The sequence below is a fragment of the Variovorax sp. GW821-FHT09B05 genome (assembly GCF_059418265.1).
Window position 1 is genome coordinate 220,983 of the sequence record NZ_JBWKPN010000004.1, and the last position, 23,178, is coordinate 244,160.

General features: G+C 66.9%; 21 protein-coding genes, 1 pseudogene and 1 riboswitch. Of the genes and pseudogenes, 10 read left to right on the forward strand and 12 right to left on the reverse strand.

Features of this window, described 5'->3' with window-relative positions:
• Position 1: 1 nt before the first annotated feature.
• The 3 genes from AC07RM_RS12760 to AC07RM_RS12770 all read right to left on the reverse strand — a co-directional run bounded on the left by AC07RM_RS12760 (position 2) and on the right by AC07RM_RS12770 (position 3,480).
• The gene (locus AC07RM_RS12760; protein ID WP_495334710.1) at positions 2-1,630 is read right to left on the reverse strand and encodes a hypothetical protein; all 1,629 of its coding nucleotides are present in this window, start codon (positions 1,628-1,630) and stop codon (positions 2-4) included.
• Positions 1,597-3,069 carry a hypothetical protein gene (locus AC07RM_RS12765; protein WP_495334711.1) on the reverse strand — a complete coding sequence of 491 codons (1,473 nt, stop codon included), beginning with the start codon at positions 3,067-3,069 and terminating at the stop codon, positions 1,597-1,599. The genes AC07RM_RS12760 and AC07RM_RS12765 overlap by 34 nt, the downstream gene beginning before the upstream one ends.
• Positions 3,070-3,321: 252 nt before the next feature.
• Positions 3,322-3,480, reverse strand: coding sequence for a hypothetical protein (locus AC07RM_RS12770; protein ID WP_495334712.1), 159 nt, complete (start codon positions 3,478-3,480; stop codon positions 3,322-3,324).
• A gap of 94 nt (positions 3,481-3,574) precedes the next feature.
• Here AC07RM_RS12770 and AC07RM_RS12775 point away from each other — a divergent pair, with 94 nt between their 5' ends.
• Positions 3,575-3,796, forward strand: a complete 222-nt coding sequence (locus tag AC07RM_RS12775) for a DUF4365 domain-containing protein (RefSeq protein WP_495334713.1) — start codon at positions 3,575-3,577, stop codon at positions 3,794-3,796.
• Between the two features lie 126 nt (positions 3,797-3,922).
• Here the strand turns inward: AC07RM_RS12775 and AC07RM_RS12780 are convergent.
• The 8 genes and pseudogenes from AC07RM_RS12780 to AC07RM_RS12815 form a co-directional block, all read right to left on the reverse strand.
• Positions 3,923-4,084: pseudogene (locus tag AC07RM_RS12780) on the reverse strand (transposase); the annotation flags it as partial.
• Positions 4,085-4,401: 317 nt separating this feature from the next.
• Entirely contained in the window at positions 4,402-4,788 is a 387-nt protein-coding gene (locus AC07RM_RS12785) for a hypothetical protein (protein ID WP_495334714.1), read from the reverse strand.
• Positions 4,789-4,841: 53 nt separating this feature from the next.
• Positions 4,842-5,870 (reverse strand): hypothetical protein, encoded by a 1,029-nt coding sequence (locus AC07RM_RS12790; RefSeq protein WP_495334715.1) that lies wholly within the window; start codon positions 5,868-5,870, stop codon positions 4,842-4,844.
• 147 nt (positions 5,871-6,017) lie between these two features.
• A complete protein-coding gene (locus AC07RM_RS12795) occupies positions 6,018-6,368 on the reverse strand; it encodes a hypothetical protein (protein ID WP_495334716.1) in 351 nt (116 codons plus the stop codon).
• An 84-nt stretch (positions 6,369-6,452) separates the two neighbouring features.
• Positions 6,453-6,995, reverse strand: coding sequence for a hypothetical protein (locus AC07RM_RS12800; protein ID WP_296779443.1), 543 nt, complete (start codon positions 6,993-6,995; stop codon positions 6,453-6,455).
• A 373-nt stretch (positions 6,996-7,368) separates the two neighbouring features.
• Positions 7,369-8,832: a tannase/feruloyl esterase family alpha/beta hydrolase gene (locus AC07RM_RS12805; protein WP_495334717.1), complete on the reverse strand. Its 1,464-nt coding sequence runs from the start codon at positions 8,830-8,832 to the stop codon at positions 7,369-7,371.
• A gap of 169 nt (positions 8,833-9,001) precedes the next feature.
• Positions 9,002-10,630, reverse strand: coding sequence for a thiamine pyrophosphate-binding protein (locus tag AC07RM_RS12810; RefSeq protein WP_495334718.1), 1,629 nt, complete (start codon positions 10,628-10,630; stop codon positions 9,002-9,004).
• A gap of 18 nt (positions 10,631-10,648) precedes the next feature.
• Positions 10,649-11,887, reverse strand: coding sequence for an MFS transporter (locus AC07RM_RS12815; RefSeq protein ID WP_495334719.1), 1,239 nt, complete (start codon positions 11,885-11,887; stop codon positions 10,649-10,651).
• 144 nt (positions 11,888-12,031) lie between these two features.
• Here AC07RM_RS12815 and AC07RM_RS12820 point away from each other — a divergent pair, with 144 nt between their 5' ends.
• Positions 12,032-12,826 (forward strand): AraC family transcriptional regulator, encoded by a 795-nt coding sequence (locus AC07RM_RS12820; protein WP_208508216.1) that lies wholly within the window; start codon positions 12,032-12,034, stop codon positions 12,824-12,826.
• A 16-nt stretch (positions 12,827-12,842) separates the two neighbouring features.
• On the opposite strand, the gene AC07RM_RS12825 is transcribed toward AC07RM_RS12820, so the two are convergent.
• Positions 12,843-13,448 (reverse strand): class I SAM-dependent methyltransferase, encoded by a 606-nt coding sequence (locus tag AC07RM_RS12825; RefSeq protein ID WP_490876492.1) that lies wholly within the window; start codon positions 13,446-13,448, stop codon positions 12,843-12,845.
• 175 nt (positions 13,449-13,623) lie between these two features.
• On the opposite strand from AC07RM_RS12825, the gene AC07RM_RS12830 reads away from it, so the two are divergent.
• From AC07RM_RS12830 to AC07RM_RS12865, 8 genes are all read left to right on the forward strand, one after another.
• Complete coding sequence (locus AC07RM_RS12830; RefSeq protein ID WP_495334720.1) at positions 13,624-15,849, forward strand: ATP-binding protein; 2,226 nt, start codon at positions 13,624-13,626, stop codon at positions 15,847-15,849.
• A gap of 74 nt (positions 15,850-15,923) precedes the next feature.
• Positions 15,924-16,179, forward strand: a riboswitch (cobalamin riboswitch).
• A 186-nt stretch (positions 16,180-16,365) separates the two neighbouring features.
• Positions 16,366-18,450 carry a TonB-dependent siderophore receptor gene (locus tag AC07RM_RS12835; RefSeq protein ID WP_495334721.1) on the forward strand — a complete coding sequence of 695 codons (2,085 nt, stop codon included), beginning with the start codon at positions 16,366-16,368 and terminating at the stop codon, positions 18,448-18,450.
• 2 nt (positions 18,451-18,452) lie between these two features.
• Positions 18,453-19,364, forward strand: coding sequence for an ABC transporter substrate-binding protein (locus tag AC07RM_RS12840; RefSeq protein ID WP_495334722.1), 912 nt, complete (start codon positions 18,453-18,455; stop codon positions 19,362-19,364).
• The gene (locus tag AC07RM_RS12845) at positions 19,361-20,362 is read left to right on the forward strand and encodes a FecCD family ABC transporter permease (RefSeq protein WP_495334723.1); all 1,002 of its coding nucleotides are present in this window, start codon (positions 19,361-19,363) and stop codon (positions 20,360-20,362) included. Before AC07RM_RS12840 ends, AC07RM_RS12845 begins: the two co-directional genes overlap by 4 nt.
• A complete protein-coding gene (locus AC07RM_RS12850) occupies positions 20,359-21,099 on the forward strand; it encodes an ABC transporter ATP-binding protein (RefSeq protein WP_495334724.1) in 741 nt (246 codons plus the stop codon). The genes AC07RM_RS12845 and AC07RM_RS12850 overlap by 4 nt, the downstream gene beginning before the upstream one ends.
• Positions 21,096-22,124 carry an LLM class flavin-dependent oxidoreductase gene (locus AC07RM_RS12855; protein WP_495334725.1) on the forward strand — a complete coding sequence of 343 codons (1,029 nt, stop codon included), beginning with the start codon at positions 21,096-21,098 and terminating at the stop codon, positions 22,122-22,124. The genes AC07RM_RS12850 and AC07RM_RS12855 overlap by 4 nt, the downstream gene beginning before the upstream one ends.
• A gap of 127 nt (positions 22,125-22,251) precedes the next feature.
• Positions 22,252-22,707, forward strand: a complete 456-nt coding sequence (locus AC07RM_RS12860; protein ID WP_093352907.1) for a DUF2846 domain-containing protein — start codon at positions 22,252-22,254, stop codon at positions 22,705-22,707.
• Between the two features lie 4 nt (positions 22,708-22,711).
• Complete coding sequence (locus AC07RM_RS12865; RefSeq protein ID WP_495334726.1) at positions 22,712-23,140, forward strand: hypothetical protein; 429 nt, start codon at positions 22,712-22,714, stop codon at positions 23,138-23,140.
• Positions 23,141-23,178: the final 38 nt, after the last annotated feature.

Sequence of the window (23,178 nt, forward strand, 5' to 3'; positions counted from 1 at the left end):
CTCAGTCCTTCTTGTCGTTGGATGCGTTGCCGGTGTTCACCTTGGGCGGAGGCGCTGGAGCAACTGGAGTCTTGAGCTCGCCACCACTTCCTCCCGGGTTCGCCCGCGGATTGGGCTGCGATGCTGCAGGCTCGGCGGCCGCTGGGGCAACGGCCGCAGCTGCAGCGACGGCTGCCGCCGGCTTCGACCCCTTCTCCGGAAGAGCGTCTCGAACGACGATCACATATCGGGGGCGAACCCCTTTGAGCTCACGGTCCAGCTTGTTGAGAACCTGATCAGACGAAGGTGTCGTGGTGCCAGGGACGTCTTCGAGGTAGGCCGCCGCCGCTGGATCGTCCGCGACTGCGGCCTTTGCCTTTGCCTTTGCGGGTTCAGCGGCTGCGATCGTGACGTCGAGCGCGTCACGCTCCTCGCGGATAGGCTTCAAGTCCTTCGCAGTCTTCTCGCCTTCCAGGCGCTTCGTTAGGGCCTGGCGGCGGTCGTACTCAGGAAGCACTCCTAGGACGGAGGCCTTCCTACGCATGAGGGACTCGAGACCGCGGCCCATGGCGTCAAGAACGCCCTGCGGCTGGCTTGACGCTTCGGCAACCCGCAATAGCTGCTGCTTCGCAGTGATGTCCTTGGCGATCGGCGCAAGCACGCGCTTTTGCCAATCGGACAGAGATATATCCGCCAACTCGGCCATCAGCACGATCTCGGGTCGGGTGTTTTTGATCGCCGAGTTCAGCAGCTTCACCTTTTCAAGAGTGGAAGTGATCTGGTCTTGTGTTTCCTGCGTCTTGCTTGACGCGAAAGCGGCGCGTTGAGTCGCCAGCGCTGCGACCTGCTCCGTCTTCTGGTCCTTCAGCTTCTTGATGTCCCCAGCGGCGAATGCGTCCTCGATCTCTTTGGCGAATTTCTTGTCTGGGCCTTCGGTGAAATCGTTCCTGAACTTGTCCAGGACGGCTTTGAAGATGTCGTAGCCGGTGTTCCTGCCCAAAGGTGCGGCGCCGCCCTTTGCGTTGATCGCGTAGATCTTGAGGTCCGCTGAGAAGGCGCGCAGAAAGGTCAGCTGCGGCGAGTCGTCATAGACATATTCACTCTGGATCTTGCTGGTCGTTCCGAGCTGCTGGAATTGAGCCTTAATGGGTGCCCAGGCGGCTGCGGAGTTTGTCCTGGCGGCATAGTCATCGCCAAGGCTCAAGACGTTGCTATAGGCCTGCGGGTCGTCCTTCGATTTGTCGCCAATGGTGAGGAGGGCCAGTTTGCCGACCGTGGCGATCAACTGCCCCGTTTGGTCGGTCGACTTGGCCGATGCTTCGGTCAGCGATCCACCGGCGTCGAACATCATTGAGAAATCGACGCTGGCCAGCATGCTGGGCTTGATCTGCAGCGTATAACGCCTCGTGTTGTCGGCGACCCAATCGAAACCAACCTGGTAGGTCTCCTTGCCCGAGTCCGCCGCGATGGTGTGCGTGACCTTGGGCACCGGCTTATTCAGCGTAAACGGCACGCCTTCCAATGGCTTCGCCGTGTTCTTGCTGTAGTCGTAGGAGCCGCCAACCAGGCTGGTACAGCCAACGATCGAGAAAAGCAGCGCTGCCGCTGCAACGGCGCTCAGCGCCTTGTCAAGGGTGAAAGTGCGTTCCATCCGTCCCTCATCCGTTGAAGGGTTTCAAAGAATTCGGCGTCTTCCGGCCGATCAAAAGCGCGCTGCAGCGCTTTTGACGGACCCGCCTTCATGCGACCGGCCTTCAGGTCGTCCATCGCGAGCTGTCTTCCCGCTCGGTGGCGGATCGCTGCCGGAACATCTGCGCGCAGGCATTCACGCAGCAGGCGCGCGCGCTCTTCGCCGCCATGCATCAGGGCCAGCTTGTACTTGGCATGGAACGCAGCACTCGACTGGTCGGCCAACCGGTCCAGGTGTCCAAAGGCTGCGCGTGAAGGTAAGTCGGCCGCGCCTTTGGCGGCTGCGATCAATCGAGTCGCAACTGCGATGGGTTCCCGGTCGTCGCCCGGACCCTGCACCTCGATGTCAACCTCGACGGAGCCCAGCTGGAGCTTCTTTTTGCCATTCGAGCCACTCAGCCGAACTCGCAACACATGAGCGCCTTCACTGGCGAGGAATTCTTGATCTGCTCCGGGCACGAGCGAGAAACTTCTGAAGACCGAAGCACCGGGGAGAACTGACTGCAATGCGCTGCTGCAGCGGTAGTTGTCCGGCGCAAAGAACGCTTCCTCGCCGCCTGCAGTTGCGACGCTCGAGACGACCAAGGTCCCGAATTCCGGACCGACGTGCGCAGGCATGGGGACTGGCTGGGAACTGTTGTTGCGAATCTCCAGCGTGAAATCCACCCCGTGCCTTGCGTGAATCGGTCGCCCTCGTCCGAGCCTATGGATGGACAAGGTCAATGCCCGGCTGCGGTCCTCCGACCCCGCATTGAAATCGCCCCTGAACGGCGTGCGCCACGGCCACCAAGCAGGATCCTTCGCCGCGGCCCGAAGGCACGCGCGGCATTGCGCTCCGAATGGGTAGATGAGCGTGGGCACAGGCGCGACCAACGGAAGTTCACCGCGTGAAGCTGCGTCTTCGATAGCTTCACGCCACGCGTCTTCAGGCAACTGACTTTGACGGTCCGTGGTGGGCATCACTGCGTCGGAACAGCCGCCAGACTTGTACGCGTCGCCATGGGTAAGGTTCATGACATGACCCACCTCATGGATCAGCACTTGGGCGACGAGATCGCCCCGAGCATCGGGCGACGGTGTCTGGAAACTGGTGGCGCCCAGGAAGAGAGCGCAGACACCGCGATCGCGCGTCATCAACTGCCCGTTGATGCTTCGGTCAAAGCCCGGCGGAATCCCAGAGAACACCACGTAGGCTGCACCCGTTGATCGCTGTGCCAACTGGTTGACGAGGTCACGCCAACCGTCCGAATCCATTGGATCGTTTGGCAAGAGCTCCGGCGGATGATCCACGATCAGGTTCACGCCGAACGGCTGGTAAGCCCTGACGAGATGCTGCACGGCAGGCGCCACCAGTTGCGCATACGGAGCGAGGTACAGCACCGAGAGCCTGATATCTGCCACGAAGACCTCCCGTCACACGACCGCCTCGCCGTGGCTGAATCCGGCCCTTCAGATTGGAAGGTCGATGGATCATGCTTGGGCGCTTGTGAGAAGGTCAGTATCTCAGCTTTAAGGGGGCGCCACATCCCCAAAAGTGCGGAGGGATGCCCTCGTCCAGGGTTAGGTTTTGTCCCGATGCCGGAATGAAAAACAGGAGTCTGCGGACTCCTGTTGTCTGGTCACGCTGGCGCCGGCGTCGTTGCACGCCGGGCCCTAGTCGGCTGCTTCAGCCGCGGCGGCTTTTTCCGCCGGCTCTTCCACGGACTCGTCCGAAGCCTCTTCCGCCGGCGCCTCCACCTGGATCGGCGAGCGTGACAGGTCGATCAGGTTCGTGATGCGCTGGCGTGTGACGTTCAGGATCTGGTTCGACAACTCCGGGTCGTCAACGATCCGAGCCAGTGGCACGGCTCTCGGGCACCATTGGCGGCGTGCTTACATCCGGGGCGCCCAATCTAAAGAGAGACCCATGCTCCTACCCAAGCCAGGCACCAACTACGCGCACGAGCGCGCGGGAATCGCCGCAGTGCAGACCTACGCCGCACGGGCGCAGCAGATCTGGCGCGAGACCGGCACTGGCGACGTCGGCATCGACGGGAATCTGGAATTCGTGACTGCAGAGGGTTTGGCGACCGGTAGGCTGATGGCCGTCCAGGTCAAGTCCGGCCCATCGTTCTTCTCTCACGGGTGACGCCGGTGTGGGGATCGGCAAAGGCAAGAACTTGGGCGTGGGCGTGGGCGTCGTCGCCGGGCCAGCCTTCTGGGGCTCGCTCGCAGCGCTGCCCAGCTCGATGTCCGCGCAGACCTCGGCTTCCTTGACCCATCGACGGACAAGGTTTGCATTGATGCCGTTTGCCATCGCCACTGAAGCCGACGACACGCCGGGCTGGCAGCAGGCGGCCACGATATGCGCCTTGAACTCAGCGCTGTGCGTTCGTCGGCGACGCCGGCCTTCACTGAGGGCTATGGAAGTGTCCATTTCTCCACCAAGAATTAGGTGGAGAAGAGCATCCTTTGCTATTCGCAGGAATCAAGGTGGGCCGGCTGGACGCTCACGCCGTAGCTTTCAGATCCATAAGTGAACCGCCCCGACTGCTCGAAGGCTCAGGACGGCCGCAGGCGGTGCAATGAGTTGTCCATGATTGACCGGTTTCGGATATACAGCGGACCGACGCGCTTGTGGAACGTGAACGGCTGGTTTAGCTAGTGGCGGTCATTCGGCTCAGGAAGCTCAAGGTCAGCAACTGGCCGAAACCGGACATGCTAGCAAGGACTGCTGCGGGCCCAAAGCAAACGTCAGCCCCGAGAGTAGCTGAACACTGGCAGGCCGATGAGCAACAGCCATTCTTCGAGTTCCTCTCGACTGGCTCGGCGACCGTTGTCGCCGCACACAACACCTTCATCGCCCGCCGCGGCCAGCAGGCGCTCAAGCTCTTGTTTGAGCGGGTCCGCAATGCTGGTTTCACCCGATCCAGTCTTCGGAGAGAGCGCGAACTCTGAGACGCCGATAACCCGGCCTTCAGCGTCGAGCGTCAGCTCTCTAATGGCCACCTGCTCGTCAAGGGGAGCGTCCTGCGTAAGGCAGACCCCGGGCTCCGGTCCTCCCCGCTGTTTAAGCCGTGCAAGCAACTCTTCTTGCCTGAGTTCTCTTTCCGATTTAGGGCGTAGTCTTGAGTAGTTCATGGATGCCCGCTTCTGGTCGATAGTCCGCACGTTCTGAAATAGATCTACCGCTTTCAATGCATTGCGGTCTTGTTGGGCCCGAAGGTCGGCGTATAGGGATACTCGCGAGGCCACTGCCCGTCCAGCAGGAGCCAAGACTGAGAGATCGGTTTCGGTGCACGCCACTCGTCATCGACAGCCAGTCGCAGTGAGTCCGAATTCAGGGTGTCTTCGTCCAGGGGGAAGGCCAGCAGGAATTGTTGATTGACCGCGATTGCGGCAAATTCGTCCTGCTTGAACTGCTGCTGCAGGCCTTGATAAAGCGCGCTCAACATCAATCCGCCGGCCGGCGCCATCCAGCTCCCGCGGGAATAGCCAACCTCACGCCCGTCCAGCAGCGTGGCGCCTCCAATCTCGAACTCTTGCTGTTGGAACGATTTGGACAAGTTCTCCGTAGCTATCTCGAAGAGGCTATCCGGCGTTTCGTGCACCTTTTCAAGGTCTTGAGGCCTGACGTTTTGCACGGTTCCCAACCTGTCCACGACAAGGACCATGCGGACATCCTCTGAGAACTCCCATGTCACCAACGCATCCTTGCCCGCGTAGTCAACCCAGGACTTGGGGACTATGTAGGGATAGACGAGGTTCAGATCGTCGCGTGTGAAGGACCGAACATCAGGATTGCTCGCCCGTGTCGACTCCTGAATCTTGAAGATACCCCTCTCTTGCGCCTCGAATTTCCTGTCGATCAAAGTCCATCCGCCGAACATTTTTTTCTTCAGCATGAGGCGAACCGTCAGCCGGCCGTCCTCACGGCTTTCGACATCCAACATCACCACGCCGTTGGAGTCATCAGTCAGAGGAGTGATGACCACGCTCGCGATGATTTCGCGCCGGAGTGCAAGGCCGGTCAGTTCCGCGACGGTCCGCTTCAGTGCCCGTTCCCAGTCGTCACTCTCGATGGGCGATTGCACAACGGACATCCTTCCGCCGGGCATTTCCGCGATGCCGAACACGTCGAGACGGCCATTTGTCTCCAGCAGCCGTTTCACCCAGCTCTCAGCTTCATCAAGCAAACGTTGTTGGTGTTCCGTGAGGTTCATGAGGGTCTGCCGTTTTTAGGACCGTGGGGAATTCGAACTGATTCGATCACGAGTGCCTTCCAGGGCTTTGTTGGGAGCTTCCCAGTCGCATATCCCGGGGCTGCCGCACATTCTGTAGCGACCGGCCAAACGAATGATCTTCCTCGTTCATGCACTTGTGGACCAGTGATAGCGAACAAATGCGTCCGGCATGCAAATGATGAGATGAACTTCATCCCATGACTCCTCGGAAAGGATGTGCGTGGCCCAGTCGCAGTGTCGGGGTACATCGATCCTGGCGAAACGCTCGAGATATTCGCTGATGCTTCCTCGTTCCACCACCCGATAGAAGGGGACGGCCTCAGGTAGCGCCGAGGCGGCTGGAACACCGATGGTCGACCCGGCAAACGCTTTCACATCCGGGTGTGGATACCTTGATCGTTTCGAGACATCAATCTCGAGTTTCTCTTCGGCGTCTGGATAGTCGAACTCAAACTGATCAATTCGGATTGAAAGCATGGGGTGAGGCCTCGGCTTTGTCCGCTTTCGCCAGCGTACGTTTAAGGGGACTGGTTGAATTTCTGGTCGTGGCCGCGAGGCTCTCTAGGCCCAGAACCACATCATGCCGAGTTGCGTGCCGCAGGCGCGGTCGAGAAACTCGCGCAAAGCATTGACGTCTGCGACGGCATCGCGCGCAAGCTCTTGCTCATCGCTTTCGACGTCGCAAGCGTGGGCGCGCGCCCGCGCTTCCACCGTGGCCACATCCAGGTCGCGCAATGCTGCTCTGAGCTCGACGACCTGTGCGGCCCGAAACGCGTGCGCATGCCCAAGCCCCACTTCACCAAGCTCGACCGCCAGCCCAAGCATCTCTCCGCGGTATCGCCCTCCAACGTTGGGAAAGTTCGTGACGCCATCAACCTTGGCTGTAGTTCCGTTGAGGATGAAATAGAGCCCGCCCCTTGAGTACAGCTCCGTGCGGGCGGCTGCCGATTCCGGCCAAGCGCATCCGGCCTCGACATCGACTTCCCCGGTTGCGGCCATCCTCGGGCGCCTGCCGTCGATGAAATCGCGCGTGTGCGAAGTATTGATCCTCAAATGGTCCAACTGCCTATCGCTCACGGTACACAAGTTCAGGTCATACCCCATCGTCTTCTTTCCGGTTGGGCGGCTGGTTCGAATTCTCGCGGTTGACGGATGGCGAAAGTCTAGCCGCGTGCGCATGCTTTCGGTTTCGATGACATGGCCGCGGGCTTACGCTGAAGCAGCGGCAACAGCAGGTGGGCCGAGGTCGGCCCATCTGCTGCTGCAGTGATGAACTCTGCCATTGCAATAACCTTTGCTATCACAACAGCACCGTCAATCGCTCGCACTTCAATCCGCGAAAGTGACCGTGGCAAAGGGAACTGCGCGGAGGGCGATGGGCCAGCAACATCCTAGGAAGTTGACTTTCAGCGCATGAACTTTGAACAACGCTGCGCGCGCAGTGGTCAAAGAATGTTGCGTAAGCCGATGACGCCCCTCAGGGCGCCGCGACACACCTCCAAGCACTCAAGGCCTGCGCCGTAGGAATCTCCCCCGAAGCATTGCGCGCCAGCGAAGGCGCCCCGCCCCGCGCCTGGTCGTCGTGCACCCAGCGGTCGAGATCGGCCAGCGCGTTCCAGTTCAGCTGCAGGGGCGTGAGGCCGAGCCGCTTGAGCACGGCATTCGTGTTGTAGAAGCCGTGGCTGTAGTCCTCGACGAAATAGGCGCGCACGGTGTTGCGGATGTCGGCGGCCGCGACCTGTCCGCCCGCGGGCAGGCCGTTCAGCTGCCTGACGAATTCGCCGGCCTGCGTGCAGGGCACGAGGAAGTCGGAGGTGCCCTGGTAGATCACGATCTTCTTGCCCTTGCCGCCGTCCCTCTTCTGCCGCGCCGACATGCGCAGGAAGGGCACGAGCTCGTCGGGCCGCACGTTCCACACCGGGGCCAGCTGGTCGAGCAGCCGGTGATAGCCGTCGTAGTCGGCGCCCGATTCGATCGCGACGTCCGCCAGGTAGCGCGAGGTCGCGCCCAGGCCGTCGCTCATGGTCTGGGGCGACACGTCCTGGCCGAACAGGCTGGTGAGCATGGCGGAGGCGCTGGCCCAGTTGGTCGTCCAGTCGTTGACGGTGTCAGGCACCTGCAAGGTCTTCAGCAAGTTGGTTTCGTCGACCGGCGGCGCGCCCGCGACGATGCCGTCGTAGGCATCGGGCCAGTTGGCGATGGCCTTGAGCGCCTGCCGGCCGCCGGTGGAGATGCCGACGAAGTAGGTGTCGGTGGGCGCCACGCCGGTGAGCTTCTTGAGCAGGTAAAGGCCGACGTCGAGCGATTTCTTGATCGAGTCCTGCCCGAAGTTCTTCACCATCTCCTGCTTCGCGACGTCGGCGAGGTTGCGGCCCGGGCGCACGAAGTCGGGGTCGAAGGCGCCGTTCGAGCCGTCGGCGCCCGCGTCGCTGAGCACCACGGCGTAGTTGGCCAGCGCCACGCCCTGCAGCGGCAGCGCGAACTGCTGGCTGGTCTGCGTGCCGGCAGCGACCACGTCGGACTTCCAGGCGAAGCCGCCGCCGCCGAGCTGCACGAACTTGCCGTTCCACTGCGCCGGGATGTAGATCTGGTAGTTGATGTCGCGCACGCGGTAGCTCGGGTCCTTCACGGCCGGGTCGACGCCGCCGGGCGAGGTCGGCTGGATCGTGCCCTTGACCAGGCAGTAGGCCGGCAGCGCGAGCCAGACCTGCTGGACGGACGTGACCTTGAAGCCGCCGGTCTTCGGCGAGGGAAAGCGGCTGCCGCGAAAGCCGTCGAGCACGGCGTCCCCGTACTGCGAACCATCGAGCTGGTTCGAGCAGGTGCGCACGAGGGTGTTGGAAATGTCGGTGGCCGCCTGGGCCCACGAGGCGAGTGCGCCGCAGGCCAGCGCCACGAGCAGCGAGCGGATCCACCGCGCGAGGTTCTCTGTCTTGGTCAAGATGTGTCTCCAACGTGATCGGTTCGAATTCACAAGACCCCACGCCTGAGCCGGAGCGGGGACCACGCCTTCTTCCAGAGGCCGTGAAATTCTTGATCGCGCTGGAATGGACCGCACTATCCCTGCGGCGCCAATCGAATGACTTCGGGCGCCCGTGGCCCGCGCCGCCTCAAGCCTCGCGCCGGATCTGCGGCGCGGGCCATCCCTCGATCATCACGTTGAGGCAGGCGGGCTTGCCGCTCGCGATCGCGCGCCGTACCGCGTCGGGCAATGCATCGGCCTCGGTGACGAGTTCGCCGTGCGCGCCGAAGGCCTGCGCCACCGCGTCGTAGCGCGTGGGCTGCAGCTCGCAGCCGATCAGCCGCTCGGACCCGTAGTCGCGCAGCTGGATCTGGTATTCGGCGTTCCAGCGCGCATCGTTGCCCACCACGGCCACGAAGGGCAGGCGGTGGCGGATGGCGGTGTCGAACTCGGCGATGTGGAAGCCCACGGTGCCGTCGCCCATGACGGCGATCACCGGCGCCTCGGGCTGCGCGCAGCGCGCGCCGAGCGCATAGGCGAGCCCGGCGCCGATCGCGCCCGCCACGCCGTTGTTGACGCGGTGCGGCGCGCTCAGGCAGGCCATGGCCCACTGGCCGATCTCGCCGCCATCGCAGACCAGCACCGACTCGGGATGGCTGTCGAGCAGGGCCTGCAGCGGCCGCAGCATCTGCACCGGATGCAGGCGCTGCGGCAGCGAGGCGCGCGCGTCGTTCCATGCGGCGGGACGATAGGCCAGCCACGCATGCGCCTCCTGCAGCCACGACGGATCCCTGGCGCCCTCCGCGGCCGCGGTCAGCGCCTGCATCGCGGGCCAGGCATCGGCCTGCGCTTCGGTGCGCAGGCGCTCGCCGAGGGCACGGCGGCTGCGCGCGAGTTCATCGGCATCGGAATCGATCTGGTGGACCCGTGCATCGGCGGCCAACGCGGCGCCGAACTTCAGCGTGAAGTCCAGTCGTTTGCCCAGCAGCAGCACGCAGTCCGCGCGCGCCAGCAGCTGCGCGAAGGCGCCGAGGCTCGCATCGCCGATGCCGCGCGGGCTCTCCATGCCCACGACCGGCACGCCCGTGGCCTGCTCCAGCGCGGCGATCAGCGCGCGCCCATCGCGCGTGAGGCAGGACGGGCCCGCGAGGATCAGCGGACGCTCGGCCTCGGCGAGCTGCCGGGCCAGCTCGGTCGCGAGCGCCGGGTCCAGCAACCGCGGCTCGGGCGCGAAGGCTTCCGGACCGAAAGCGGGCACGGTGGCCGCGCCCTCGAGCACATCGCTCGGCAGGCTCAGGTGCACCGGGCCGGGCCGCCCCGACTTCGCGATACGGATGGCCTTGGCGACATCGCCCGCCACCGCGTCGGCACTGGCGCAGCGCCACGACGCCTTGCAGACCGGCTCGGCCATGTCGGCCTGACGCATCTCCTGGAACGCACCCTGGCCCAGCTGGTCGTTCGGCGCATGGCCCGACAGCAGCACCACCGGCGCCTCGGCCATCTGCGCGGTGTACAGCGCGGCCACGGCATTCGCATGGCCTGGACCGCCGGTGACGAGCGCGATGCCGACCTCGCCCGACACCCGCGACCAGGCATCGGCCATGTGCACGGTGCTGGCCTCGTGGCGCACGTGCACGAGTTCGATGCCCGAGCCGAAGGCCGCGTCGAACACCGGCATGACATGGTTGCCCGAGAGCGTGAAGATGCGCGCGACGCGGGCCGCGCGCAGGCATTCGATCAGCGCGTCGGCGCCGCGAAAGGTTCGGGTGGAGGGCATGCAGCGGACAAGGGGGAGCTATGACTTGCGCGATTTTCCGGGCAACAGCGCCGCGACCACGCCGAGCAGCGGCAGGTAGGCGATCGCCTGGTAGACGAAGGCGATGCTGGTGTGGTCGGCCAGCAGGCCCAGCACCGCGGCGCCCAGGCCGCCCATGCCGAAGGCGAAGCCGAAGAACAGCCCCGAGACCATGCCGACCTTGCCCGGCATCAGCTCCTGCGCGTAGACGAGGATGGCCGAGAAGGCCGAGGACAGCACCAGCCCGATGACGATGGTCAGCGTGGTGGTCCAGAACAGGTCCGCGTGCGGCAGCAGCAGCGCGAACGGCGCCACGCCCAGGATCGACACCCAGATCACCGGCTTGCGGCCGATGCGGTCGCCGACCGGCCCGCCGAGCACCGTGCCCACGGCCGAGGCGAACAGGAAGAAGAACAGGTGCAGCTGCGCGCTCTGCACCGTGAGGCCGAAGCGGTCCATCAGGTAGAAGGTATAGAAGCTGCTGATGCCCGCGACGTAGAAGTACTTCGAGAAGATCAGCACCAGCAGCACCGTGATGGCGCCGAGCACCACCCGGCGCGGATAGGGCGACTCGACCGCGCCCTTCTTGCGCACGCCGGCCGTGACGTGATGGAAGGCATACCAGCGGCTCACCTGCAGCAGCAGGCCGATGCCCAGCAGCGCGGCCAGGCCGAACCAGGCCACGCTGTGCTGGCCGAAGGGCACGATGACCGCGGCCGCGAGCAGCGGCCCGATGGCCGTGCCGAGGTTGCCGCCGACCTGGAACACCGACTGCGCGAGCCCGTGCTGGCCGCCCGAGGCGAGCCGCGCGATGCGCGAGGACTCCGGATGGAAGATCGACGAGCCGAGCCCCACGAAGGCCGCGGCCAGCAGCACGATGCCGAAGCTGGGCGCGAAGGCCAGCAGCAAGAGGCCGATGAGCGTGGCCGTCATGCCGATGGGCAGCGAGTAGGGCTGCGGGCGCCGGTCGGTGAACAGGCCGATCAGCGGCTGCAGCAGCGAGGCCGTCAGCTGGTAGGTCAGCGTGATCAGGCCGATCTGCGCGAAGCTCAGCGAGAACGCGCCCTTGAGGATCGGGTACATCGCGAGGATCAGCGACTGCATCATGTCGTTGACCATGTGCGCGCTGCTGATGGCGCCCAGGATGCCGAAGGCGGGCTTGGCCTTCGCGAGGCTGGCGGCGGCAACGCTCGCTGGCGTGGCCTGGGATTCGAGGGGGGCGGTCGCGGAAGGCGGCATGGGGACTTTCACACTGGGGAGACGGGACCGGCCGGCACGAGGGGCGCGAGTTCGGGAGGAACGGGCCGCCGGCGCCCCGGAATTATGGGAGGATGCGCCTCGCCTGTCTTGCGCCAACCGACCAACACCTTTCGCAAAAAGGACATGAACCTCCCGCGCCGTCCCAAGTCATTGCCCGAGGTGCTGCGCGAGATCGAGGGCGAGTCCTCGCCGATCGCGGGCCGCGCCACCGACTACCCCGCCGGCTGGCATATCCGGTCGCACCAGCACACCAAGCACCAGCTCATCTATGCCTTGCGCGGCGTGATGGTGGTGCAGGCCGAGGCCGGCCGCTGGGTGGTGCCGCCCACGCGCGCCATCTGGATGGCCGCGGGCATGGCGCACGAGATCCGTTGCGTCGGCGAGGTCCACATGCGCAGCCTGCTGGTGAAGCCCGAGGTGGCGCCGAAGACCCTGACCGCGACGCAGGCCGTGGGCATTCCACCGCTGCTGCGCGAGCTGATCCGCGCGGCGATGGAGGTGAAGCAGCCCTATGCGCCCGGCACCCGCGACGGCCGGCTGATGCGCTTCATCCTCGACGAGCTGCGCAGCCTGCCGGTGCTGCCGCTGCACCTGCAGATGCCCGCCGACCCGCGGCTGCTGCGCATCTGCGAGCGGCTGCAGCAGCGCCTGGACGATGCCTCCACCCTGGCCGACTGGGCCGGGCGGCTGTCGCTCGACGTGAAGACCATCCAGCGCCTGTTCATGAAGGAGACCGGCATGACCTTCGGCCAGTGGCGCCAGCAGGCCCGGCTGCTGCGCGCGCTGGAGCTGCTGGCCGATGGCGAGAAGATCATCGACATCGCGCTGCGCCTGGGCTACGACAGTCCCGGGGCCTTCGCGACCATGTTCCGCAAGCACTTCGGGCAGACGCCGAGCCAGTTCTTCGCCGAGCCCTGAGCCGGCGCGCTGACGGTCAGGCGTCGGCGCACTCCAGCGCGAAGGTCGGCACCTCCGCCTGGCGGCTCAGCCACACACCGCCGCCCATTTCCTTGAAGCCGCGCGTCAGCCCGCGCCGGTACACCTGCGCGCGGTGGCGGAACAGCCGCGGGTCGCTGAGGTCCTCGTCGACCACGTCCTGCTCGAAGTCCTCCTGCGTGACGGCCTCGAGGTAGAGCGCGCCCGCACTCAGCGACCCCAGGTTGCGCAGCGCGGTCTTGAGGTCGGAGGGTTCGAGGTAGGCCAGCACGCCCTGGCAGATCACGAGGTCGAAGCGCTCCCTGGCGCGGTAGTCGACCACCGAGCCCCGCTCCCAGCCGTAGCGCTCGCACAGGTACTCGCTGAACTCCACGCCGTGGTAGCTGGCCTTCGGAAAATGCAACGCGATGGCATCGCGCCAGTGGCCGATGCCGCAGCCCATGTCGAGCACGCGCCGCACGGGCACGCGCAGGTACTTGAGGTACGAACAGACGAAGGCCGCGAGGCGCTCGGCGTGCTGCGGGTCGACCACCTTCGTTTTCTTGTCGAAGTAGTAGCGCCGGTAGTAGGCCTCGTCGAAGGTCGCCGCGTCGGCAGATTGCATGCAGGTTGTCTTTCAGGGAGTGCGGGCATCGGAGGGAGGCCCGGCGCCATTTTCGCCCGGGAAGGCCCGGTTGGCGCCGCCGCGCCGTCAGGCAAAATGCCATGTCGGCCCTCCATCCGCCCACGCACCGAGCGTGGCCCTCGTCTCCCTCAACGCGCAAAGCGCCTCCCGCCACTTGGAACGGCCGCCCCAACCCACGACCACGCAGCCCGTCACGCTGGCCAACTGCGACAGCGAGCCCATCCACATCCCGGGCCTGGTGCAGCACCATGGCGCGCTGTTCGCGTTCGACGCCTCGACCCTCACGCTGACGCGCGTCAGCGCCAATGCCCGCGCGCTGCTCGGCGACACGGCGCCCGCCCTGGGCGAACGGCTGTCGGCCGGCCACTTCATGGGCGACGCGCTGGTGCACGAGGCGCTGCACGAGGCCAACGGCGTCGCGGTCGATACCGGCGAGGGCTCGCCGATCAACCTCGAGGTGACGCTCGGCGAGCGCCGCTTCGACCTGATCCTGCACCGCGTCGGCTACGAGCTGGTGGCCGAGTTCGAGGCCCGCGACGCCACGGCGGACGCGGTGTCGGACTTCGCGCTCAAGGCGCACCGCGCGATGGACCGGCTCAAGCGCCAGGGCTCGATCGACGGCCTGCTCAATCTCTCGGTGGAGGCGGTGCGGCAACTCACGGGCTTCGACCGCGTGATGGCCTACCGCTTCCGCCACGACGACAGCGGCGAGGTGGTGGCCGAGCGCCGCCACGAGGCGCTCGAGCCCTTCGTGGGCCGCCGCTATCCGGCCAGCGACATCCCGGCCCAGGCGCGCCGGCTCTACGTGATCAACACCCTGCGCCTGATCGCCGACGTGCAGTCCGCGCCGGTCGGGCTCGACGTGGCCGATCCGCAGCTGCCGCCGCTGGACATGAGCCACTGCACGCTGCGCAGCGTGTCGCCGATCCACATCGAGTACCTGCGCAACATGGGCGTGGGCGCGTCGATGAGCATCTCGATCGTCATCAACGGCCAGCTCTGGGGCATGCTGGCCTGCCACCATCGCAGCGCCCACCAGGTGCCCTACGCGATCCGCATGGCCTGCGACGTGCTCGCGCAGGTGCTGGCCTCGAACGTGCAGAGCCTGCTGGCGCGCGAGCAGGCGGGCCGGGCCTCGAGCGCGGCGCAGCTGCGCGGCTCGCTGATCGAGGCCGTGCTGCATGCCGAGGACACCTTCAGCGCGCTGATCGGCCTGGCGCGTCCGCTGGCCGATGCCTTCGACGCGCAGGCGGCGGTGATCGCCGAGCAGTCGCGGCTGCACGTGGAAGGCGACATGCCGCGCGAGGCCGCGGCGGCGCTGATGCAGTGGCTCAGCGCGTCGAAGAACGGCGACGAGATCGTGGCGCTGCACGAGCGTGAGCAACTGCCCGAGAACCTGCGTTCGCTGAGCGGCGTGTGGTGCGGCTTTCTCGCGCTGCGCTTCGACGCGATCGACAACGGCTGGCTGGTGCTCGCGCGCAAGGAACAGATCGAGACCATCAACTGGGGCGGCAAGCCCGAGAAGCACTACGTGAGCGGCTCGCTCGGCCCCCGGCTCACGCCGCGCGGCTCCTTCGACGTCTGGAAGCAGACGGTGCGCGACACCAGCGTGCCCTGGGGCGCCAACGACCTCGACTTCGCGCGCCAGTTGCGCGACGAGCTGATCCGCGCCAGCGCGGCGCGGCTGGCCGACACCTTCAAGGCCCGCACCGAGCTGCTGGCGGTGCTGGGCCACGACCTGCGCGACCCGCTGCAGTCGATCACGATGGCGGCCAAGCTGCTCGAGCGCAGCCTGCCCGACGGCAGCAACGCCGGCGCGCGGCTGGGCCAGCGCATCCAGACCTCGAGCAGCCGCATGGCGCGGCTGATCGGCCAGGTGCTTGATGCCTCGCGCCTGCAAAGCGGCATGGGCCTGCAAGTGGTGCCGGCGCAGATCGACCTCGCACGGCTGCTGGAGGACGCGGTCGACGAGTCGCGCACCGCCTATCCCGGCTCGCAGCTCGAGTTGAAGGCACCCAGATCGCTGGACGTGCTGGCCGACCCCGACCGCATGGCGCAGCTGATCGGCAACCTGGTGAGCAATGCGCGCCACCACGGCCTGCCTGGCGAGGCGGTGCGCATCCGGCTCGAGCAGGTCGACGCGCACGTGGTGTTCAGCGTGGCCAACCGCGCGCCGCCGATCGATGCCGCGCTGGTGCCCGACCTGTTCAGCGCCTTCAAGCAGCGCAGCGTGCCCAACGAGCGCAACAAGGGCGGACTGGGCCTGGGGCTGCACATCGCGCAGGCCATCGTGCGCTCGCACCGCGGCAGCATCGGCTATTCGCACGACGACGGCTACGTGGTGTTCACCGTGCGGCTGCCACACACGCCCACGCCCTGAGCTTTTCGCGCCGGGCGGCGCAAGACCCGCTCCTATAATCCGCCCCGCCGGCCGATGCAAACGAAAGCATCACCCAAGCCGGCGTGCGCGAAGGTGCGCCGGTCCCTCGACCGGCGTTAAACGGGAAGCAGGTGACGAGCCCCCAGGGCCCCATTCCTGCGCTGCCCCCGCAACGGTCGGCGGATTCGCGGTCCTCACAGTCGATGCCTTCGCGGGCACCGGCGGCCACTGTGCCTCGGCATGGGAAGGCGAGGATCGCGGCAGCGAAGCATCGCTCGATGCCTCGCTGCGCTCCGCAAGCCCGGATACCGGCCTTCGCCTCGTTCGGTCGCTGCGGGAGTGCAGGCAAGCCGGGCCGGTCACGCGTGGGCGCGGACCCGGTCGCTTGCAGCATCCATCGGCGCCCGGTTTGTTCTCATGGCCCGCGGGAGCGCGGGCCCGAAGGAAGCCCACGTGCGCAACATCTCCAGGCGCGGCCGCGTCAGACCCCACCAAGCCCTCATCGGATCCGGCGTCATGCTGCTCGCCTCGGTCGCTTCGGCGCAGGACGCCGAGGGCGCCGGTTCGCTGCCACCCACCACCGTCAGCGACCGCAAGACCATCTCCACCGCCACGCGCCAGGAAGCCGACACGCTGCGGCTGCCCTTCGCCACCTATTCGGTCGAACGCGCGCAGCTCGACGCGGTGGGCGCCGTCACGCTCGAGGACACGCTGCGCAGCGTGCCGGGCCTGCAGTACGGCACGCAGGGCAACTACTACTCGCGCTTCGAGACCCGCGGCCTGCGCGACACGCAGGACGTGCTGGTGCTGATGGACGGCGTGCCGCTGCGCCTGCTGCAGGGCAATGCCGACATCACGCTGATCGCGCCCGACCTGGTGGACCGGCTCGAGTTCATCAAGGGCCCGGCCTCGGCGCTCTACGGCAAGAACGCGATCGGCGGCGTGGCGCAGTTCTTCATGAAGCCCGAGCGCGCGGGCGGCAGCCTCACGGCCACCATCGGCAGCTACGGCCGCCTCGACGGCAGCCTGCGCTACCGCTGGGACTTCGAGCGCGGCAACCTCTACATCGGCGTGGCCAACAGCGACTACAACGGCTTCCAGCGCGATGCCGGCCGCGCGCAGTCGGCCCTGCTGGTCGGCGGCGACTTCGCCGTCACGCGCAACTGGACCACCGGCTTCCAGCTCTACGACACGCGCGTGCGCGGCGACCGCGGCTCGATCGTGCCGCTGGTCAACGGCAAGCCGATCTTCGGCATCACCTCGCGCGACAACTACGGCATTCCCGACTCCTACGTCACGGGCGACTACCAGTCGTTCTCGTGGAAGAACCGCTTCGAGCTCGGCGCCGGCTGGTCGATCAACCACCTGAGCAGCTTCGCGCGCTACAACCGCTTCTTCGCCGGCGGCATCACCATCGTTCCGCCGCCCGCGGCCGTTAGCAAGGGCTATTCCGAGAGCTACACCGCCGACCGCGGCGTCTACCACGAGCTCGCGGCCACGCACCTGATGGCGGGCAAGGGCTGGAGCAACGAGTTCCAGGCCGGCTTCAATCTCGAGCGCGGCTGGCAGGGCCTCGACTCGCCGAGCTTCAGCAACGCGCCCACCTACCGCGGGCCGTTCTACGACATCCCCGTGAGCAACGTGCGCAACGATCCGCGCGGCGTGCGCGGCAGCATCACCTCCTCGCGCTTCGACCAGGAGGTGCGCAGCGTCTACCTGCAGGACCGCTTCGAGTACGGCCCGGTCGGCTTCACGCTGGGCGTGCGCCACGACCGCTTCGAGCAGACGCTCGGCCGCACGGGCACGCAGGTGATCTCGGCGCAGGAAGGCAGCCACACCAGCCCGCGCGCCGGCGTGGACTGGCTGTTCCTGCAGGGCGATGCCTCCTCGCACGCCGTGTTCGCGAACTGGAGCGAAGGCTTCCGGCCGCAGGCCGTGGCGCTCAACACGCGCGGCGGCGTGGTGGTGCCCGACATCCTGCGGCCCGAGATCACGCGCAGCAAGGAAGTGGGCCTGAAGGGCCGCGCGGCGGACGACCGCTGGAGCTACCAGCTCAGCCTGTTCGAGGCCGAGAAGATCGACGGCCAACGGTCCTACCGCAACGGCCCCGACTCCTTCGTCTTCAGCAACGCGACCTCGCGCACCAAGGGCATCGAAACCCAGTTGCAGTTCCAGCTCTCGCCGCGCTGGAACGGCTACCTGCACTACACCTGGCAGGACGCGCGGCTCAAGGACTTCCAGACCTACACCGACAGCGGTGCGCGCAGCACCAACTTCGGCGGCTACCGCGTGCGCATGTCGGCCCACAACATCGCGGGCGCGGGCCTGACCTATGCGCACGGCGCCTGGGCCGTGACCGGCACGGCCAGCTACGTGGGCAGCCGCTACCTCCGCGACAATGCGGTCAATCCGCAGAAGCTGCCCGGCTACCTGCTGCTCAACGTCGCCGTGGCTTACCGCGTCAATCCTTCGCTCACACTGCAGGCCGGGGTGAACAACCTAACGAACAAGTACTACATCGCCGACGACCTGTCGGCGCAGGAAGCCGGCAACGCCGGTGCGCCGAGGACGGTGTTCGCCCGCGCGCGCTACACCTTCTGAGCGTGAACCGGCGCGACGCGATCCTCGGCATGGTGTGCATGACGGCCGTTCTGCCCGCGGGCGCCGAGGAGGCGCCATCGGGCGGCTTCCCGCGCGAGCTCGTCGATGCGCTGGGCCGGCGCGTCGTCGTGCCGCGCGCGCCGCGGCGCATCGTCGTGGTGTTCCCGAGCAACGTCGAGCTGGCCTGGGCCCTGGGCCTGGCCGACCGCGTGGTGGCCATCGGCGGGCGCGTACGCTGGCCCGAGGACGCGCGCGCCAAGCCCAGCATCGGTGGCGCGCTCGGCTACTCGGCAGAAGCGGTGGCCGCCTTCCAGCCCGACCTGCTCGTGGTCACGCCCTCGCACCATTCGGCGCTGTCGCTGGTCGATGCCTTCGACCGCGCGAAGCTGCCCTGCATGGTGCTCGCGCATCCCGACCTGCCCTCGGTGTTCCGCAACATCGACCTGCTCGGGCGCGCGACGGGCGCCGACGAACAGGCCCGCCGGGTGCGAGAGGACATGCAGGGGCGGCTGGCCGCGATCGAACGCCGGCTCGAGGGCGCGCCGCGCCGCAGCGTCTATTTCGAAACGGCGGCCGCCGCGCGCGGTGCCTTCCAGACCGTGGGCACGGGCCACTATGCCAACGACGCGCTGGGCTGGGCCGGCGGACGCAACGTGTTCGCCGAACTCCAGGGCGCGGCCCAGGTCAGCGCCGAAGCGATCTTCGCGCGCGACCCCGACGTGATCATTTCATTGCAGCAGGTGCCGCGCGATCCGGCGCTGATCGGCCAGCGCCCCGGCTGGCACACGCTGCGCGCCGTGCGCACGAACCGCGTGATCGTGCTCGAGCGCGGCCACAAGCTGATTCCCGGCCCGCGCCAGATCGAGGCCGTCGAGCAGTACGCACGCGCGCTGCATCCGGAGCGCTTCGCATGAGGCACGCAAGCGACGGCCGACGCGCATCGGCGACCACGGTGTGGCTCGTGCTGCTCCTGCTGCTGGCCGCGGCCGTTGTGCTCGCGCTGAGCGTGGGCGCCGCCACGGTCTGGCCCACCCAGTGGTGGGGCACCGACACCCTGCAGGCCGAACTGGTGCGCGTGTGGCGCGCGCCGCGCGTGGCCGGGGCCTTCTTCGTCGGCGCCTGCCTGTCGCTGGCGGGCCTGGTGTTCCAGGGCGTGTTCCGCAACCCGCTGGCCGAACCCTACCTGCTCGGCAGCGCCAGCGGCGCGGCCGTGGGCGCCGCGGTCTCGCTGCTGCTGCCGGCGCTGGTGCCCAGCGCGCTGAGCCTGCCGGTGCTGGCCTTCGCGGGCGCCTGGGGCGCGAGCTGGCTGGTGCTGCTGGCCGGCAGGCTCGGCGGTGGCTGGCAGAGCAACCGCCTGCTGCTCGCGGGCGTCGGGCTGGCCGCGATCCTGGCCGCGCTGCGCAGCCTTATCGTGATCGTGTTCGGCGACGAGTCGACCAACCTGCGCGCCATCATCTCGTGGCAGCTCGGCGGCGTGCAGACGCCCACGAGCACCGAGATCGCCGTGCTCGCGCCTGTGCTGCTGGTGCTGGTGCTGCTGGTGCGCGCCCTGGGCCGCGGCCTCGACGCGCTCGGCCTGGGCGAGGACACGGCCCATGCGATGGGCGTGCGCGCCGCCTCCTTCTCGGCGCGTGCCGTGCTCGTGGCCTCGCTCGCGACCGCGCTGGCGGTGAGCTGGGGCGGCCTGATCGGCTTCGTGGGCCTGATCGTGCCGCACGTGATGCGCTGGTGGATCGGCCCGCTGCATGCGCGGCTCACCGTTCCCTGCGCCATCGCGGGCGGCGGCCTCATGGTGCTGGTGGATGCGCTGGCGCGCTCGGCCATGGCTCCGAGCGAGATCCCCGCTGGCCTGCTGACCGCACTGATCGGCGGCCCCTTCTTCCTCGCGCTGCTGCTGTGGAGGCGCGGATGACGGCCGATGCCCTGCGCCTCGACGGCCTGCGGGTGCAGGCCTCGGGCCGCACCCTGCTCGACGGCATCGACCTCGCGATCCCCGAACGCGGCCTGTTCGGCATCGTCGGCCCCAACGGCTCGGGCAAGACCACGCTGCTGCGCGCCGCGCTCGGGCTGGTGCGGCCCCGCGCGGGCCGCATTGCGCTGCTCGGGCGCGCACTCGATCAATGGAAGCCGGCCGAGCTCGCGCGCCACCTCGGCTATGTCGCGCAGCACGGCGAGAGCCATTGGGACCTGACCGTGCGCGAGATGCTGCAGCTGCAGCGCCCGGGCCGCGCGCCCGATCCCGCGCTGGTCGCGCGCTTCGAGCTCGACGCGCTGATCGACCGCCGCCATGCCTCGCTGTCGGGTGGCGAGCGCGCCCGCGTCGGCGTGGCGCGCGCGCTCGCGCACGACCCGCGCCTGCTGGTGGCCGACGAGCCCGCGGCCCATCTCGACATTCCGCACCACCACCGCCTGATGGCCCTGCTGCGCGACAGCGCCCGCACGCGCGCCGTGCTCGTGGTGCTGCACGACCTGCATGTCGCCAGCACCTGGTGCGACCGGCTCGCGCTGCTCGGCCAGGGCCGGCTGGTGGCGACCGGAACGCCGGCCGAGGTGCTGAGCGACGAACGCCTGGCGCAGGCCTATGGCCCGGGCATCGCCGCCTTCTCGAGCGGCGGCCTGCGCTTCTTCACGGCCGCCCCCGCGCCATGACCGCGCCCACACTGCGCATCGACCTGGCCGGCTGGTCGCGCGAGGCCACGCTCGGCCCGTCGCGCGAGTTCTTCGCGCTCTTCGAGGAGGCCGAGCGGCTGGGCTTCGATGGCGCGTGGTTCCACGAATTCCGCCTGCTGGCCGAAGGCGGCCCCTATCCCTCGCCGCTGCTGCTGGCCGCCGCGCTGCTCGCGCGCACCGAGCGCCTGCGCATCGGCATCTCCGCGCTGGTGGTGCCGCTGCACCATCCGCTGCTGCTGGCCGAGGAGATCGCACAGCTGGCGTTGCAGAGCGATGGCCGCTTCGATGCGGGCCTGGGGCGCGGCACCGACGCATCGACCCTGCGCGCGCTCGAGATCGATCCGCAGCAGACGCGCGAGCGCTTCGCGCACGGCTGCCGCCTCGTGATCGCGGCCTTGCGCGGCGAGAGCGTGTCATCGAGCGACGGCCCCTGGCGCTTCGAGGCGCAGCAGATCCGCCACCTCACGACCTCGGCACCGCCGCTGTACATCGCGGGTTCGACCGAAGAGACGATGCGATTCGCCGTCAGCGAGGATCTGCCGCTGCTGCTAAGCCTGGAGCCACCGGAGTCGGCGCAGCTCGCGCATGTGGAGGCGGCCTTCGCTTCGCTCGACGCTGAAGCGGTGGCGCAGCGACGTGCTTCATTCCTCGCGCGCTCGTCGCTGTCGCGCTACGTCTGCATCGGCGCGACCCCGACCGAGGCACGGCAGCAGTTCGATGCGCTGCTGCCCCTCCTCCACCGCCGACGCGAGCATTTCGCGATCCTGCGCGGGCAGGCCCCTGGCTCCCTGGCAATGCGCGATCCTGCCGAGGTACTGCGCACGCAGGCGATCGTCGGCGATCCGGCTTCGTGCATGGAACAGATACAGGCCCTCGTCGCGCGCACCGGCATTCGGCAACTGCGCTGCGTCTTCAATGGCAACGGGGTGCTCGACCGCGCGGTGGCGATGCGGGGGATGCGGCTGTTCGCGCACGAGGTGTTGCCGGTGCTCAAGCGGGGCTGAACGCAGTGCCGTCCGTTCTCATAGACTTTAGACTCCGAACGCACGCCCCCCGATGAAGGCATTGGCCAGGACAGCACGATCGTGGACATCGGGGCAAATCTGAACCCGCAACGATTCGACATCCATCATGAAAGCACTCCCGCACTTCACGCTGTTGCTCATTTCGAGTTTGCTCGCTGGCTGTGGAGCAACGGGCGCCAAGTTCTCCGAGATCAAGTCACCACCTAGTTCCACGGGGGCGATCTATGTCTACCGACTTTCCAATTTCGTTGCCGGCGCATCGGCGCCGATCCTGGTCATCGACGGCAAGGAGGTCGCGAATCTTCGAAATGGCGGCTACATACGGCGGGAACTCGCACCTGGACATCATGTTGTGGAGCTGAAGAACGGCGGGATCGATTCCAGCAAACGCCCTGTTGCGGTCGATGTCGTGGTTCAACCTGGCACCGCGCAATTCTTCAGGTACACCATCGAGATGCTCGACGGCGGAATGTATGAGAAAAACAGGTTTGCACGATCGCTCGACATGGTCGAGCGCGAGATCGCACAGATAGAGCTCAAGCAGACGAGCGAAAGCGAGTGATGCAATGTTCCAGCCGCTCCCTCTTAGATTTTTCATCACCTCCATGACGAGCGCTAAGAACGTTCTTTTCTCGGCACTGCTGATTTCGTTGATGACCGGTTGTGCTACACAGGAGCCAGACACGCGTCATGTCGCAAAGGGCCGGATTCTGGAGGTGCAAACGCCCACGGCTGCCGGACTCCAGGCGCGGAGGACAGCTACCGGCTACTCAGGCATCCTGCCTTTGCCGGTCGATACACCAAAGGCGACACGCTCACACCTCTACACCATCCGCACAAGCGACGGAAAAGTGATTCGCGCGACGGGCGAAGGGCAGATGCTGATCGGAACTTGCGTGGAGCTGCGGCACATGACCGACCTTTCCACAATTACTTCGGAGCACAACTACATCAGCGGTGAACTTTTACCGAGTCAGGGTTGCTCTTCCGAGTAGCGGCGGGCGAAGTTGCTTGCTCACCCGCAAGCTGCCCG

Coding starts and splice junctions, on each gene's coding strand:
- AC07RM_RS12760 (WP_495334710.1), bottom strand. CDS start 1,630: ATGGAACGCACTTTCACCCTTGACAAGGCGCTGAGCGCCGTTGCAGCG.
- AC07RM_RS12775 (WP_495334713.1), top strand. CDS start 3,575: ATGCTCCTACCCAAGCCAGGCACCAACTACGCGCACGAGCGCGCGGGA.
- AC07RM_RS12785 (WP_495334714.1), bottom strand. CDS start 4,788: ATGAACTACTCAAGACTACGCCCTAAATCGGAAAGAGAACTCAGGCAA.
- AC07RM_RS12790 (WP_495334715.1), bottom strand. CDS start 5,870: ATGAACCTCACGGAACACCAACAACGTTTGCTTGATGAAGCTGAGAGC.
- AC07RM_RS12795 (WP_495334716.1), bottom strand. CDS start 6,368: ATGCTTTCAATCCGAATTGATCAGTTTGAGTTCGACTATCCAGACGCC.
- AC07RM_RS12800 (WP_296779443.1), bottom strand. CDS start 6,995: ATGGGGTATGACCTGAACTTGTGTACCGTGAGCGATAGGCAGTTGGAC.
- AC07RM_RS12810 (WP_495334718.1), bottom strand. CDS start 10,630: ATGCCCTCCACCCGAACCTTTCGCGGCGCCGACGCGCTGATCGAATGC.
- AC07RM_RS12815 (WP_495334719.1), bottom strand. CDS start 11,887: ATGCCGCCTTCCGCGACCGCCCCCCTCGAATCCCAGGCCACGCCAGCG.
- AC07RM_RS12820 (WP_208508216.1), top strand. CDS start 12,032: ATGAACCTCCCGCGCCGTCCCAAGTCATTGCCCGAGGTGCTGCGCGAG.
- AC07RM_RS12825 (WP_490876492.1), bottom strand. CDS start 13,448: ATGCAATCTGCCGACGCGGCGACCTTCGACGAGGCCTACTACCGGCGC.
- AC07RM_RS12835 (WP_495334721.1), top strand. CDS start 16,366: ATGCTGCTCGCCTCGGTCGCTTCGGCGCAGGACGCCGAGGGCGCCGGT.
- AC07RM_RS12845 (WP_495334723.1), top strand. CDS start 19,361: ATGAGGCACGCAAGCGACGGCCGACGCGCATCGGCGACCACGGTGTGG.
- AC07RM_RS12850 (WP_495334724.1), top strand. CDS start 20,359: ATGACGGCCGATGCCCTGCGCCTCGACGGCCTGCGGGTGCAGGCCTCG.
- AC07RM_RS12855 (WP_495334725.1), top strand. CDS start 21,096: ATGACCGCGCCCACACTGCGCATCGACCTGGCCGGCTGGTCGCGCGAG.
- AC07RM_RS12860 (WP_093352907.1), top strand. CDS start 22,252: ATGAAAGCACTCCCGCACTTCACGCTGTTGCTCATTTCGAGTTTGCTC.
- AC07RM_RS12865 (WP_495334726.1), top strand. CDS start 22,712: ATGTTCCAGCCGCTCCCTCTTAGATTTTTCATCACCTCCATGACGAGC.